This window comes from Metabacillus sp. KH_069 (assembly GCF_057838075.1).
In genome coordinates this window covers 703,673-717,574 of sequence record NZ_CM174460.1, presented here as the reverse complement: position 1 = coordinate 717,574, position 13,902 = coordinate 703,673, and the positions used below count along the sequence as shown (strand labels likewise).

General features: G+C 42.2%; 12 protein-coding genes. 1 reads left to right on the top strand and 11 read right to left on the bottom strand.

What is annotated here, in order from left to right:
* Positions 1–36: 36 nt before the first annotated feature.
* Positions 37–741, bottom strand: a complete 705-nt coding sequence (locus AC3ISE_RS03730; RefSeq protein ID WP_489223079.1) for a DUF421 domain-containing protein — start codon at positions 739–741, stop codon at positions 37–39.
* 192 nt (positions 742–933) lie between these two features.
* Between AC3ISE_RS03730 and AC3ISE_RS03725 the strand changes: the two genes are divergently transcribed.
* A complete protein-coding gene (locus AC3ISE_RS03725; RefSeq protein WP_489223078.1) occupies positions 934–1,185 on the top strand; it encodes a YhdB family protein in 252 nt (83 codons plus the stop codon).
* A gap of 52 nt (positions 1,186–1,237) precedes the next feature.
* Here AC3ISE_RS03725 and AC3ISE_RS03720 read toward each other — a convergent pair whose 3' ends face one another.
* The 10 genes from AC3ISE_RS03720 to AC3ISE_RS03675 form a co-directional block, all read right to left on the bottom strand.
* Positions 1,238–1,765: an NADPH-dependent FMN reductase gene (locus AC3ISE_RS03720; RefSeq protein WP_070877165.1), complete on the bottom strand. Its 528-nt coding sequence runs from the start codon at positions 1,763–1,765 to the stop codon at positions 1,238–1,240.
* Positions 1,766–1,781: 16 nt separating this feature from the next.
* On the bottom strand, positions 1,782–2,423 hold the full coding sequence (locus AC3ISE_RS03715) for a response regulator (protein WP_309190494.1): 642 nt from the start codon (positions 2,421–2,423) through the stop codon (positions 1,782–1,784).
* A 15-nt stretch (positions 2,424–2,438) separates the two neighbouring features.
* Entirely contained in the window at positions 2,439–3,560 is a 1,122-nt protein-coding gene (locus AC3ISE_RS03710) for a GAF domain-containing sensor histidine kinase (protein WP_489223077.1), read from the bottom strand.
* A 303-nt stretch (positions 3,561–3,863) separates the two neighbouring features.
* Complete coding sequence (locus tag AC3ISE_RS03705) at positions 3,864–5,594, bottom strand: phospho-sugar mutase (RefSeq protein ID WP_309190492.1); 1,731 nt, start codon at positions 5,592–5,594, stop codon at positions 3,864–3,866.
* Between the two features lie 399 nt (positions 5,595–5,993).
* Entirely contained in the window at positions 5,994–7,664 is a 1,671-nt protein-coding gene (locus tag AC3ISE_RS03700; RefSeq protein ID WP_489223076.1) for a glycerol-3-phosphate dehydrogenase/oxidase, read from the bottom strand.
* Positions 7,665–7,811: 147 nt separating this feature from the next.
* The gene (gene glpK, locus AC3ISE_RS03695; RefSeq protein WP_489223075.1) at positions 7,812–9,302 is read right to left on the bottom strand and encodes a glycerol kinase GlpK; all 1,491 of its coding nucleotides are present in this window, start codon (positions 9,300–9,302) and stop codon (positions 7,812–7,814) included.
* Positions 9,303–9,320: 18 nt separating this feature from the next.
* Positions 9,321–10,136, bottom strand: a complete 816-nt coding sequence (locus tag AC3ISE_RS03690) for an MIP/aquaporin family protein (protein ID WP_489223074.1) — start codon at positions 10,134–10,136, stop codon at positions 9,321–9,323.
* Positions 10,137–10,297: 161 nt separating this feature from the next.
* Positions 10,298–10,858, bottom strand: a complete 561-nt coding sequence (locus tag AC3ISE_RS03685) for a glycerol-3-phosphate responsive antiterminator (RefSeq protein ID WP_489223073.1) — start codon at positions 10,856–10,858, stop codon at positions 10,298–10,300.
* A 732-nt stretch (positions 10,859–11,590) separates the two neighbouring features.
* A complete protein-coding gene (locus AC3ISE_RS03680) occupies positions 11,591–13,096 on the bottom strand; it encodes a GNAT family N-acetyltransferase (RefSeq protein ID WP_489224258.1) in 1,506 nt (501 codons plus the stop codon).
* 103 nt (positions 13,097–13,199) lie between these two features.
* Entirely contained in the window at positions 13,200–13,862 is a 663-nt protein-coding gene (locus tag AC3ISE_RS03675) for an HAD family hydrolase (RefSeq protein WP_489223072.1), read from the bottom strand.
* Positions 13,863–13,902 lie beyond the last annotated feature (40 nt).

Genomic DNA, 13,902 nt, shown 5'->3' with positions numbered 1-13,902 from the left:
AATTTTGTCTATTGGCTGCCTTGTTTTGTGGAGATATTATGAATAAAGAAACACCCTCAGGCTGCCTTGCTGATCAAGTGTACCCAGCAGAATTTCATTCACTTTTTTCTGATGAACAATTTTCAGTTCAGAAACCAGCCATTCTTCATTTTTTCCCAAACGAAGAAGTTCATTTTTATTTATGCTGCCTTCTCTGATAATGGTGGCAGGAAGATCAAAGGGTGATGGAGTTAAATTTAAATCAAGATTCGTAACCGTCTGATGATCCGCTTTTAAAAAACAGGAAATCCTGCCGTCTGATTCGAAAAGGGCTTTTGCAACCTTTTCAGGATCTTCAATTTGCTGCTTTCTAAGCTCAGAAAGCAAATCTTCAATGGTTAATCTTGCTTTTTTTAAGCCTTTGTAAGAGATCTTGCCATTTGTGATTAAAGGAAAAGCAGGCGGATCAAGAAAGATGCGAAACGCATGCCACTTCAGGCTGATTAAAACGCCCGCTGAATACAAACTAATTAAAACGGCCATCGTGATCATTGAACCTTTTAAACCAAGTCCTTCGTCAGAAAGCGGATGTGCCATGATATTGCCAATGATAAGGGCAATCACGAAATCAAGCAGCCTAAGCTGGGCAATCGATCTCTGACCCATGACTTTAGCAGACAAAGCTAAAAAGAAAAAAGCAATCACAGCTCTCAGAATCCATTGGATGGATGTAAGCGTTTCCTGACCGTGAAAAAAATCCATTCTTTCCACTTCCCAATAAGGTGATTAATCATTATTCTTCTCCTTATCAAGGATGTTTATGAGCCGATCAGAGAACAATTATCCCGGGGAAACACTTCCAAGCCGATAAATAAAGGCTCTCCAACTTTTACACAGAAAATCATCGCTCATTTCACACAAAATAAACGTATCTCCTTCAAGGGAGGAATGTTTGTGGAGACAGTCGATTACGACAAAGCATTGTATTATACGCACCGATCACAGTGGGATAACCTGCTGATTCTGATGGTGCGCACAAAAGATGATCTGCTCTCAAAACGAATTGAGCAGTTCCTGCACGCTTATAATTTTGAAAATAACTACGGAGAAGTCGAAAAGAAATTATACTCACTCCTTCGATATATCGATCACGCAGTAGAAACAGGCCATGATCTGGAAGATGCAGAGTATGCGTATCTGACTTAGAAGTGCCGTTTTCAAAAGCAAAAAAATGGAGCGGGATCTCATCCCCTCCATTTTACTTTTGCTTTTGCATATAAAATTCTACATACATTTTAAGTTCCTCGACCAGCTGGCCAACAAGCACTGCTGAATCTTCAAGCAGTTTTTTGTTTTCATAATCAAAGCAGATTGGATCAAGGGCAAGCTGTTTTGGAATGGCATTAGCATATACGCCTCTCATCACAGTCCTCATATTGTTCAGAGCATTGATTCCGCCTTTTCCGCCGCCGGCAACAGCAATCAAGCCAACCGGTTTATGTGCAAAATGGGAACTTCCTAAATAATCCAGGGCATTTTTTAATGCACCGCTCATGCCGCTGTGATATTCAGGTGATAATAAAATGATGCCGTCAGCTGCTTTTACCTTGTTTTTCAATTCCTGAACAGCTTCAATTTTTTCCTGTTCTTCCTCTCCATCAAATATAGGGAGATTCAGTACACTTATATCTATATACTCTGCTCCGTATTTTTCAGCAATAAATGCTGAGGCGAGCCGGGTTCTGCCTTTTTTTCTCGGGCTTCCGTTAATAACAAGCAAGTTCATTTTTATTCTTCCTCTCTTATTTGTCCAAGCCATTCTTCACTGCATACAGGGCAGCTTGTGTCCGGTCAGCAAGGGACAGCTTGGATAGAATATTTGACACATGTGTTTTGACGGTCTTTTCTGTGATATATAGTGAAGCGGCAATTTCCTTATTGCTTTTGCCTTTTGCAATCTCCTTCAATACATCATTTTCCCGATTCGTAAGCGGTGTCAACAGCTTTTCATCTTTTTGATTCCTTTGCATCAAATGGGACATGACGTGAGATGTGACTTTAGGATGAAGCTTGCTTTCTCCTTTCAGAACCTCCCTGACCGTATGAACTAGTTCATCAGGTTCTACATCCTTCAGCTGATAGCCTGATGCTCCAGCCTGAATAGCCGGAATCACATGGTCCTGATCGGCGTAGCTCGTCAAAATAATAATTTTTATCTGTTCGTTGAATGTCCGGATTTCCTTCGTTGCATCTACTCCGTTCATGATTGGCATGGAGAGGTCCATTAATATCACGTCCGGCATCAGCGTGCGGACCATCTTCACAGCTTCTTCGCCATTTTCTGCTTCTCCGACAATCTCAATATCTTTTTGGGTAGAAAGGAAAAAATGAAGCCCTCTTCGGACCACTTTATGATCGTCGGCAATTAACAGGCGGATCCCCATGTTCTTGCCCCCCTTTTAAATTGGTATTTTCACTTCGATTTCGGTGCCTTTATTTAATCCAGTGGTTATCTGAAATGTACCATTTAATTTTTTGGCGCGATTTTTCATTCCCTGAAGCCCTAAAGAAGGCAGAGGAACTTTTTCATTGTAGGAAAACCCTGCTCCCTGATCTCTAATCGACATAGTTACCTCATTTTTCGATCGGTGTATACAGATGGATGCAGATTTGGTTTGTGCATGCTTTTTGCAATTATTTAACGCTTCCTGACCGATTCTCCACAGCGCTTCCTCTGTGTCACACGGCAGCGTTTGAACGCCCTGAATATCCGTTTTAAGCTCAAGGCCCAGTACTTTTGCGTAATTCAGCAGTGCTGATGCAATCCCATTTTCCAGTCCCTGTGGCCTAAGCTGCCAGATTAAAGCCCTCATTTCGGCAAGAGCCTCCTGTGAAAGATCTTGAACATACTGCAGCATTTCTTTCATCTTTTGATCTTCTGTCATTTCCTTTGACCCTCTTGCCGTCAGCATAATGGAAAAGAGGAGCTGATTGACGGAATCATGCAGATCCTGCGCCAGCCGGTTACGCTCTGCAATGAGAGCCAGATGCTGTTCGTTTTCGACAAGTTTCATGCGTTTCATAGCAGTACCTATTTGAAAGGCAACAGCCTCAAGCAGAGCAAGCTCCTCTGTTGTGAAATGAGTTTTATTTGGAGAAGCTACATTTAGTAAGCCGATCTTTTCGTTCCCTGTTCGGAGCGGAACAGTAGCATGATGGGTGATCTCATTTGTTTCACCCCAATCAAATTGCTCCGCGTCTTCTAATCGTTTGCAGTTGATAATATTCGCCGCCTTGTTTAAACGGCCGTCTGCAAATTTATCGATGCACCAGCAATCTCCTCTGCACATTGCTTTTTTACAATCTCTTTCCAGGGCAGGCGGAAGCTTGTGGTCTGCAGCCAATCGATACTCCTTATCTGCATCAATGAGAAAAATCCATCCTGTTTCCAGTCCAGTTACGTGAAGAAGCTTCTTCAAAACGTCATCAAGCATTTGATCCAGATCATTAGACTGATTCAGCGTTTCTGCGATCGTCTTCAGTGTCTGCAGTTCCAAAATGCGCTTTTCATCATTAGCCATATTTTTCTCCCTCACCATGTTTATATTGATAGTATATCAGCGTTTCTCCTTTTGCTGCCTTCTCAATGTGACTGATTTTTTCTCAGACTTTAGATGGAGATTTTTTTCAAATCGCATTTTAAGCAATAAAACCGATAAAATGCCTGAATATCTAGAATGCACGTGCTCCACATTTCCATACCGAAAAAAACCGCTGAATAAGCGGCTTTTATATAATCGGATATTGCTGATTCCCTTTACGATGCCTCTTGATGCATTAAAAAAGCTGAAAAAGGTTCGCCTTTTTCAGCTGCATTTTATCTATTAGATTAATTCGTTTACTTTTTTCATAAGAGCAGAAGTAAGGGCTTCAAGCTTTTGTTCGCTGTCCGCAAGTGTTTCGCCTTTTACCCCAAAGTAGAATTTCGCTTTCGGCTCTGTTCCGGATGGACGCAGGCAGAACCAAGATCCATCTTCTAAATAGTACTTCAGAACGTTTGACGGCGGCAGCGTAATTTCTTCTGTCGTTTTAGCTTCTGCGTCAAAGCGGGTTCCTGCTTTGTAGTCTTCAATCGTAACAACTTTCTTATCTCCCATCATCTCAGGAGGATTGCTGCGGAATGAAGCTAAAATGCTTTGAATCTGTTCTGCTCCGTCTTTCCCTTTAAGGGTCAATGACTCAAGACCTTCACGGTAATAGCCATATTGTTCAAAAATTTCGAGTAACCCTTCATAAAGCGTTTTGCCTTGTTTTTTATAGTAAGCTGCTACTTCAACAGCTAAAATTGCTGCTTGTACAGCATCTTTATCACGGGCGAAGTCTCCAATCAGATAGCCGTAGCTCTCTTCATAGCCAAATTGGAAAGTATACTGGCCAGTGCGCTCATATTCATTGATTTTTTCCCCGATGAACTTAAAGCCTGTCAGTGTATCGATTGTATCTAATCCAAAAGATGCTGCTACATCTCTTCCGATTTCTGACGTTACAATTGTTTTCAGGACCACACCATTATCAGGCAGAATGCCCTTTTCTTTTTTCTGCGATAGTAAATAGTGAAGAAGAATGGCACCTGTTTGGTTACCCGTTAAAACGACATATTCCCCTTCTAAATTCTTCACTGCAATTCCAAGACGGTCTGCATCAGGATCTGTTGCAATCAATAAGTCCGCATTGGTTTTCTTTCCGTCACGGATCGCGTATTCAAATGCAGCATGCTCCTCAGGGTTTGGAGACTTGACTGTGCTGAAGTTTGGATCAGGCAGCTCCTGCTCAGATACAACGGTTACATTTTTATAGCCAAGTGCTTCAAATCCGCGGCGAACAGGTTTATTTGCAGTACCGTGAAGAGGAGTAAAGACTATGTTCAAATCCACTTCTTTAGAAAGTTCCGGATTCACAGAGATCGTGACAAGCTTGTCTGTATAAGCTGAGTCAATCTCTTCTCCAATCATTTTAATAAGACCTGAAGCTTTTAATTCTGCTTCATCTTTTACTTGGATGCTTAGTTCATCCTCAATTGCGTTTACTTTGGCGATGACTTCATCTGCTGCTGCAGGAGGCAATTGCCCGCCGTCTTCGCCGTATACTTTATAGCCGTTATATTCAGGAGGATTGTGGCTGGCTGTGACGACAATGCCAGAGAATGCATTTAAATACCGTACTGCAAACGACAGTTCTGGTGTCGGGCGCAATTCTTCAAAGACATATGTTTGAATGCCATGGCTGGCAAGGGTTTTTGCCGCTTCCATTGCAAATTCGGGTGATTTGTGGCGGGAATCATAAGCAATTGCCACTCCGCGTTTTTTCGCTTCTTCGCCGAAAGAGTCAATATAAAGCGCAAGGCCTTCAGATGCCTTTCTGACAGTATACATGTTCATGCGGTTAATTCCAGGTCCAATTTCGCCGCGCATGCCGCCTGTTCCAAATTCTAAGTTTTTGTAAAAGCAATCCTCGCGCGCTTTATCATTATCTTCTAAATCTGATAAAAGAAGTCTTAATTCTGAATCTAAATCTGTTTTGCTGGTCCAGCGCTGATAGCTTTTTTCAAAACTCATAACGTACCTCCAATAATTTTAGATTATAAGTGTTACTTATTCATTTCTTCATTATTTAGACAATTCCTGCCTAAATTCGTATGTAAATAATAGAAATCAGTCGATTCCATGGCTTATTTTAACACATATTGGGACTTGCTGATATTTTAATTTTGTTAAAAAAAATCAATTTCAAGATAATAAAATCTAAAGAAAAGCGCAAGCGCCCGTTTAGCGCAGGCAGACAGATAAGGATCCGCCAGTAAAGGCAAAAAGCGCCTTTACTGGCGGATCCGTTCTGGCCGAGGAGTTGGGCGATGGAGCTAGACACCAATGCGCAAAATTTTATACTTTCTTATCTCATTAGAAAAACGGCAGCCGATTTTGCTTTCATATCGGCTGCCGTACTAGGTCCATTTATTAGTTTGCTTTTCTTACCTCATCAGGCACAACTGCGTCATGCAGATGCGTTTGAAGCTTATCAAAGTGCTGCTGCTTTTGTTCAGGAGTCCATTTCAATTTATCAGCCATGTAATTAGTGACTCCTTCCTGGTACGTTCTTGCCCAGTTAATATCAAAGTACACTGCACCCGTTCTTCTGACAAAGAAGTCTGAAGGAGTTGCTGTCATTTCTTCTGTCATTGCATAGTCAATCTCAGCAAGGATGTAAACGGGCAATCCATATCTTTGTGCAAGCGGTTTTAACGTCTCCACTCTCTCAAACAGCGCATCTGCATTTGATCCGTATCGTCTTGATAAATGCTTCGCCTGCATTTCAGTCAGTCCAAGGGACATACCCTGTACTGTTTTTGTTTTGACAAACGTTTCAAGACTTGCTGAACCGCCTACATGACCGCCTGAAATTGGCATGTTTCTTGTTTTGCATGCACCATAATCCTTTAGTCCGGCTTCATTGAAATCTTTTACAATGAGATCAATAATGTGCTCGGCCATCTTTCTGTAGCCTGTCAGTTTTCCGCCTGCAATCGTGATGAGCCCGGTTTCTGATGTCCAGATCTCATCTTTTCTTGAGATTTCAGAAGGATCTTTGCCGTCTTCATGAATAAGCGGACGAATACCGGCCCAGCTTGATTCAGCATCCTCTGCACGGATAGAGAGATCCGGGAACATATAGTTGATGGATTCGATGACATAGTCTCTGTCTTTCACGGTCATACGCGGATTTTTCGGATCTTCCTTATAGACTGTATCTGTAGTGCCAACATAGGTTTTGCCGTCGCGAGGTATAGCAAATACCATCCGTTTATCAGGCGTATCAAAATATATGGCCTGTTTTAACGGGAATTTGCTTTGATCAAAGACTAAATGAATTCCTTTTGTCATCTGCAGGGATTTTCCATTTTTGGACTTATCCATTTCTCTCAGCTGATCGACCCAAGGACCTGCTGCATTTATGATTTTCTTAGCGTACACGTCATATTTTTTTCCAGAAATCGTATCCACGATATGAACACCGATCACTTTTCCCTTTTCGTAAATAAACCCGTCCGCTTTTGCGTAGTTGACTGCGTCAGCACCGAAGCGCACAGCTTCTTTCATGACTTCAATTGTCAGTCTTGCATCATCAGTTCTGTATTCCACATAATACCCGCCGCCTTTAAGTCCCTGTTTTTTCACAAGCGGCTCTTTCGCAAGTGTCTCTTTGGCGCTTAGCATCTTTCTTCTTTCACCGCGTTTAACAGCTGCCAGGAAATCATAGACACGAAGGCCGATGGATGTTGAAAATGGTCCGAATGTGCCTCCTTTATGCATTGGGAGCAGCATCCATTCAGGAGTTGTTACATGGGGTCCGTTTTCATATACAATGGCTCTTTCTTTTCCGACCTCAGCTACCATTTTGACTTCAAATTGCTTGAGGTAGCGCAGTCCGCCGTGCACAAGCTTAGTCGATCTGCTTGAAGTTCCCGCTGCAAAGTCCTGCATTTCAACAAGACCGATCTTCATTCCTCTAGAAGCAGCATCAAGCGCGATTCCAGATCCTGTGATTCCTCCGCCGATAACAAATACATCATACGTTTCCCGGGTCATTTTATTTAAGATATCGTGTCTTTTATCGCTAGAAAAAGTCATTTGATATTCCTCCTAATATTTTCCAGAAGGGATTAAAAAAGAGACCACAACAAGCTAGCGCAGCAATAAATGCCTGCTCTAGTGTTGTGGCCTCTCCCAATCTCCAACCGTTCTATTAACTTGATGTTAGTATATCACAAGATGTGTTTATTTAAAAGCCTGAGCTGCTTTTACCGCTTTTTTCCACCCGCCGTATAATTCATCGCGGACTGCATCTTCCATTTCCGGTTCAAACTGCTTGTCTAATTTCCATTGCTTTGTAATATTCGATTTATCTTCCCAGAATCCTACAGCAAGACCTGCAAGGTAGGCTGCACCAAGGGCAGTTGTTTCATTTACTTCAGGACGTTCAACCGGCACTCCCAGCATGTTGCTCTGGAAATCCATGAGGAAATTATTTTTAACAGCTCCGCCGTCAACGCGAAGAGTTTTTAACGAAATGCCTGAATCTGCTTCCATAGCTGTCAGAACATCCTTCGTTTGATAAGCAAGTGATTCAAGTGTAGCACGGACAAAGTGCTCTTTTGATGTGCCGCGTGTTAAACCGAATACAGCTCCCCTCACGTCACTGTCCCAGTAAGGTGTACCGAGCCCTACAAATGCAGGTACAACATAGACGCCGTCCGTTGACTCAACACGATCAGCATAGCGCTCGCTGTCCTTCGCATCTTTAAACATGCGGAGTCCGTCACGAAGCCATTGAATCGCTGAACCCGCTACGAAAATACTTCCTTCAAGCGCATACTCGACTTTGCCGTCAACACCCCACGCAATCGTCGTTAACAGGCCATTTTCAGAACGGATGGCCTTTTCGCCTGTATTCATCAGCATGAAGCAGCCTGTGCCATACGTATTTTTAGCCATTCCTTCTTCAAAGCATGCTTGTCCAAATAATGCTGACTGCTGATCTCCTGCAGCCCCTGCAATTGGCACAGAATGACCGAAGAAGTGATACTCAATTGTATTTGCATACACTTCTGATGAAGGCTTAACTTCAGGAAGCATTGATTTTGGAACGGTTAAATAGTCTAATAGCTCCTCGTCCCACTTTAATTCATGGATGTTATACATTAATGTGCGGGAAGCATTTGAATAATCGGTTACATGCGCTTTTCCGCCTGAAAGTTTCCAGATCAGCCACGTATCAATCGTTCCAAATAATAGATCGCCTTTTTCAGCTTTTTCTCTTGCACCGTCGACATTATCTAAAATCCATTTCACTTTTGTGCCGGAGAAATAAGCATCAATCAATAAGCCTGTCTTTTCTCTGAACGTATCGTTGTAGCCTTTTTCTTTCAATTCTTCGCAAATGCCGGCCGTTTGTCTTGATTGCCATACAATTGCATTGTAAACAGGCTGTGATGTGTTCTTATCCCAGACAACAGCTGTCTCACGCTGATTCGTGATTCCGATGCCGGCGATTTGCTCTGGTTTTACATTCGTTTCTGATAAACAAGTAGCGATTACAGCTAAAATAGATCCCCAGATTTCATTTGCATTATGCTCTACCCAGCCTGGCTTAGGGAAATACTGTTTAAATTCTTTTTGAGCAATGTGAACAATTTCACCTTGCTTGTTAAATAAAATGGCTCTTGAACTAGTCGTTCCCTGATCTAATGATAAAATGTACTTTTCCATGATTTGTCCCCCTCAGAATTAATAGACTGCTGATCTTTGTTCTGCTTGTTTTTTAGTCATTGCATAAACAATGCAAAGCATGAAGACTAATGCTGCTGCTACATACCAAAAGGCATTATTCATAGTACCCTTAAACACGTAATTGTAAAAGACTGCGGCAAACGAGCCTCCCGCTAACGGTGCAACAACTGGTATCCATGCATATTTCCAGTTCGAACTCCCTTTTCCTGCTATCGGAAGCACAAAATGTGCAAGTCTCGGTCCAAGGTCACGAGCCGGGTTAATGGCATATCCAGTTGTACCTCCAAGCGATAAACCGATTGCAACAACAAGGAAACCTACGATAAGCGGATTTAAGCCTTCTGTAAATGTATTCGCTCCGATTGCAAGCAATGTGAGCACAAAAATAAATGTTCCTAATGCTTCACTGATAAAGTTGGCAAAGTAATTTGGAATGGCAGGGCTTGTTGAAAATACACTGAGCTTTGCCCCTTGATCTTCTGTTTCTTTCCAGTGCGGCAAGTACTGCAAGTATACCAGCACTGCTCCAAGAAATGCTCCAAGCATCTGGGCAACAATATATCCTGGCACCAGACTCCATTCAAATGATCCTGAAAAGGCAAGCGCAAAAGTTACAGCAGGATTCAAATGCGCACCGCTTATTCCGCCGACTGCATAAACAGCCATTGCAACGCCGAATCCCCATCCCATCGTGATAACAATCCAGCCGGACTGATGAGCAAATGATTTTTTCAAGCTGACGCCGGCACAGACGCCTCCACCAAAAACAATCAATATCATTGTACCTATTACTTCTCCCCAAAAAGCCGTCATGTTTATTTCCTCCATTCTTATAAATGTTTAAGAATAAAAAAATCCACAGCAAATGACTTTACATAAAAGTAAAGAACTGCTGTGGATCTCCGTTTCTCCATCACATTTATTAACTTGCCTTTATGGTACATGCTTATGAAAGCGGTGTCAACAGAAATATATTATAGTTTTTGATAATTTTTCCATAAATCCATTTCTGATGATGTGACGGCTGTCGCTCCTGCCTGAAGGGCTTTATGAACCTCTTCTGATGTTTTCACAAACCCGCCGGCAAAAATCGGAATACCTGTCTTCTCTTTAATCTCTTCGATTAAACTTGGCACAAGTCCGGGAAGAACCTCAATGTAGTCAGGCTGTGTCCTTTTAATCAAATCGAGGCTTTTTTCCAGTGCGCTCGAATCAAGCAGAAACAGTCTCTGGATCGCATAGATTCCGCGCTGCTTTGCCTTTGCGATCACATTGGACCTTGTCGAAATTAATCCTGCAGGCTTAACCTCTTGGCAAATAAACTCGGCTGCGTATTCATCGTGCTTCAGTCCCTGAATCAGATCGACGTGGATCAGCATTTTCTTGTTTGAAGAATCAGCAAGCCGGACAATATTCCGCACCTGGCCGAGGTGCGTATCAAGAAGCACGCCGTATGTATAAGGACTCTCGAGAAACCGTTCAAACTGCTTCATATTGCGGATAGCGGGAAGTATCTGCTGGCCTTCAAAACTCATAAATAATCCTCCTTCCATTTTTTAGTTTATTTTAAGGATGAATGCATACAAGGAATGTACTATATACGGGATGACAACTCAAGAGGAATTCTATAGTTTGTGGATGTGGGCGCATAGATTCAGGCTGAATAAGTCTATTTGACGAGTTAATTTATGTCCGTTGCACTGCGTTAGTTCGCTCATTCGTTGGGTTGCTTGTTTCAGACCCATGGCCCAACTTTCTTATAGCTGAATTCGGTTTGGCGCACTTCCTCCTCATCCGTGAAACTCTTTTGTGTTGCTAACCCCGATTTAGAACACTTCCTTCGGGCACGCAAGTCAAATTGGTGCTGCTATCCATGGTTTAGAACACTTCCTCTTCATCCGTGAAACTCTTTTGTGTTGCTAACCCCGGTTTAGAACACTTCCTTCGAGCACGCAAGTCAAATTGGTGCTGCTATCCATGGTTTAGAACACTTCCTCTTCATCCGTGAAACTCTTTTGTGCTGCTAACCCCGGTTTAGAACACTTCCTTCGAGCACGCAAGTCAAATTGGTGCTGCTATCCATGGTTTAGAACACTTCCTACACATTCATGGACTATTCACTGTTTCCGAAATTCAGTTTCACGCACTTACATAACTGTTCTCTTAATTCTTCCGCTAAAAAAAGAGACAAAGAAAATCTCTGTCTCCATAAAAGGTTCTATTTTCAGGATACTCTTCTTTCAAACACCCTGAGTTTGGCTGAAAAATCAGTTCTTTTTATATCGAATCCCATAAACATCATGTCTGCGGTCTTTCAGCTGTCTGACCGTTCCGGACTGGCGCTGCCTGCGCAGAATTTCCAGGTCCACATCACCAATTACAACCATTTCAATATTCGGATTGCACTCGCCTACTATGCCGTCTCTTGCAAATTCAAAATCCGACGGTGCAAAGATAGCAGATTGCGCGTACTGAATATCCATATTTTCTGTCTGAGGGAGATTTCCGACTGTGCCTGAAATGACTGTATAGATCTGATTCTCCACTGCCCGTGCCTGTGAGCAATAGCGGACACGCAGATAGCCCTGGCGATCTTCTGTACAAAATGGCGTAAAGATAATTTTAGCGCCTTTTTCAGTAGCAATGCGTGCAAGCTCAGGGAATTCAATGTCATAGCAGATTTGAATCGCAACCTTGCCGCAGTCTGTATCGAAGACTTTGACATCATCCCCTCTGCTGATTCCCCACCATTTGCGTTCATTTGGCGTGATATGAATCTTATATTGCTTTTCAATTGTGCCGTCTCTGCGGAAAAGGTAGGCAACATTAAAGATCTTTCCGTTATCTTCCTCTACAAAGTGAGATCCGCCAACGATATTGACATTGTATTTCACTGCAAGTTCAGTAAAAAGACTAATGTATTCTTCCGTATACTCAGTCAGTCTTCGGATCGCTCTGCTTGGTGATTTTTCATCCAAAAAGGACATTAACTGAGTTGTGAGCAATTCCGGGAATACAGCAAAATCAGCAGATGCATCTGATGCAACGTCTGTATAATATTCAACCTGGTTCGCAAACTCTTCAAACGAATTAATTTGTTTCATTTGATACTGCACAACACAGATCCGCACCGGCAAAGCCGTCTTGTAGTAGCGTTTAGTATTTGGCAGGTAGTCGACATTGTTCCATTCCATCAGGGTGGCATATTTGCCTGAAGCACGGTCATCTGGCAGATAGTTTGGGTTAATCCGCATAAGGGTAAATCCGTTCAGCAGCTGAAACGAAAGAACGGGATCATATATTTTATGATGAATGACTTCCTGCACATACTGACGCGGAGACATTTCATTTTCGAACTTATGATAATTCGGGATTCTTCCCCCGATAATGATGCTTTTCAGATTCAGGCGTCTCGCAAGATCCTTTCTTGCTTCATAAAGCCTGTGGCCGATTTTCATCCGGCGGTAATCAGGATGGACCATCACTTCAATTCCGTACATATTGTAACCGTCTGGATTATGGTTTGATATATAGCCGTTATCCGTAATATCATCCCAAGTGTGACGGTCATCATATTCATCAAAGTTAATGATCAGACTTGAGCATGAACCAATAATCTTTCCTTCGAATTCAGCACAGAACTGACCTTCCTGAAAATGCTCCAAATGACTTTCAAGATGCTCTCTTTCCCATGGAGCCATGCCTGGAAAGCATAAAGCCTGCATTGCTAATATTTCATCTATGTCTTTCTCTTCAATATTTCTGATAATCATTTTTTTCTCAAATTTGGATAAATCAATTGTATCAGTCAAAAGAATCTCTCCTTTATGTAGTAACAGCAATTTATTCCCTATTTATCCCGTTCCGAAACTTTCTCTAGTTTCTTGATTCAATCAGCGAGATAACTTTTTCAAGCTCCATTTCCGCCATTGATTCTAAGCGGTGATCCGTTTCCCCAAACTCCAAATGAGCAGTTACGCTGTTTGGAACAATGGTGCAGTACATGCCTGCTTTTTTAGCGGCAAATGCTCCGTTTGCTGAATCTTCAAAAGCGAGACACTCGCTTGGTTTAACACCGAGGCATTTAGCTGCTTCTATATACAATGCAGGATCCGGTTTAACGAATTCAACATGATTGGAGGTGCGGATACACTCAAAATAATCAATTAGATTCAAGCTTTTTAAATATGAAGATACCCATTCATAGCTTGAACTTGATGCCAGGCCGATTTTCAGACCCAATTCTTTTGCAGCCATTAAATAAGCCTCTACACCCGGTCTTGCAGCTTCAGCTGAAATTCTCTTTTCAAACTTCTCTTTTTGAAGGCGGGTTAATTGATCATGGTCAATTGATCTTCCAGTTTGTTCTTCCAAGTAAACAAATGGGCTGAAATCAGATGACGTTCCTATCACTTTACCCCATACTGACATAGGCAATTCACTGCCCTGTTCTTTAAAAATCTCCTGGAGAACTTCATATTCGTGCGTTTCTGTGTCAAGAATCAATCCGTCAAAATCAAAGATAATCGCTTTAATCATGCATCTTCCCCCTGTCATTTTATGTTCATTATATAACGGA